The following is a 630-nucleotide window of genomic DNA, read 5'->3' on the forward strand; positions in this document are numbered from 1 at the left end:
CCATGGACTAAGGGGACGCGCAGGACGAAGAAGGCCACGAGAATGAGCGGCCCGAACACGAGGTGGGCTGGCAAGTAGTCGGCGCGAGAGGCGCGCCCCTGGGCGGTAGCGTAGCGAGGCATCGCGTCGAGGTAGGCGTGCATGCTCCTCATCCTCCATAACCCGGCTGGGTCGAGCCTATCGTGATCGGCGACTGTCAGTCCGTCGCTTGTCAAGCCGCTGATCGGGCTTGCTCCCGCCATGGACGCGCGCGCGATCATCGGTTGGAACCTGCGGCGGCTGCGCGTCGAACGCGGGCTGTCGCAGGAGCGGCTGGCGCTCGCCGCCGGCATCGATCGGGCCTACGTCGGCCGCGTCGAGCGCGGCTCGGAGAATGTGACCATCACCACCCTGGAGGCGATGGCGCAGGCCCTGGCTGTGCCGGTGGCCGACCTGCTGATCGCCCCGCCGCCGGGGGCGGCGCGACCGCAGCCGTTGCGCGCCGGCCGCCGGCCACGGGCAGACTGACCGGTAGCTCGACGTGGCCCCGCTCCTCACGACCCGATCTCGAGGTGCGGAGCGACCTGCACCAGTAAGTCCCAGCCGCCCGTGACGGCGTCGCGCGTGTTCGGGGCGAGATCGGCGCGCATC

The 630-nt window shown here is 71.1% G+C and carries 1 protein-coding gene; it reads left to right on the top strand.

What is annotated here, in order from left to right; translation table 11 throughout:
- The first annotated feature begins 240 nt into the window (after positions 1–240).
- Positions 241–507, top strand: coding sequence for a helix-turn-helix domain-containing protein (locus tag MKK75_RS36410; RefSeq protein ID WP_244044538.1), 267 nt, complete (start codon positions 241–243; stop codon positions 505–507).
- The last annotated feature ends 123 nt before the right edge of the window (positions 508–630 follow it).

The organism is Methylobacterium sp. J-030 (assembly GCF_022829545.1).
GTDB lineage: Bacteria > Pseudomonadota > Alphaproteobacteria > Rhizobiales > Beijerinckiaceae > Methylobacterium.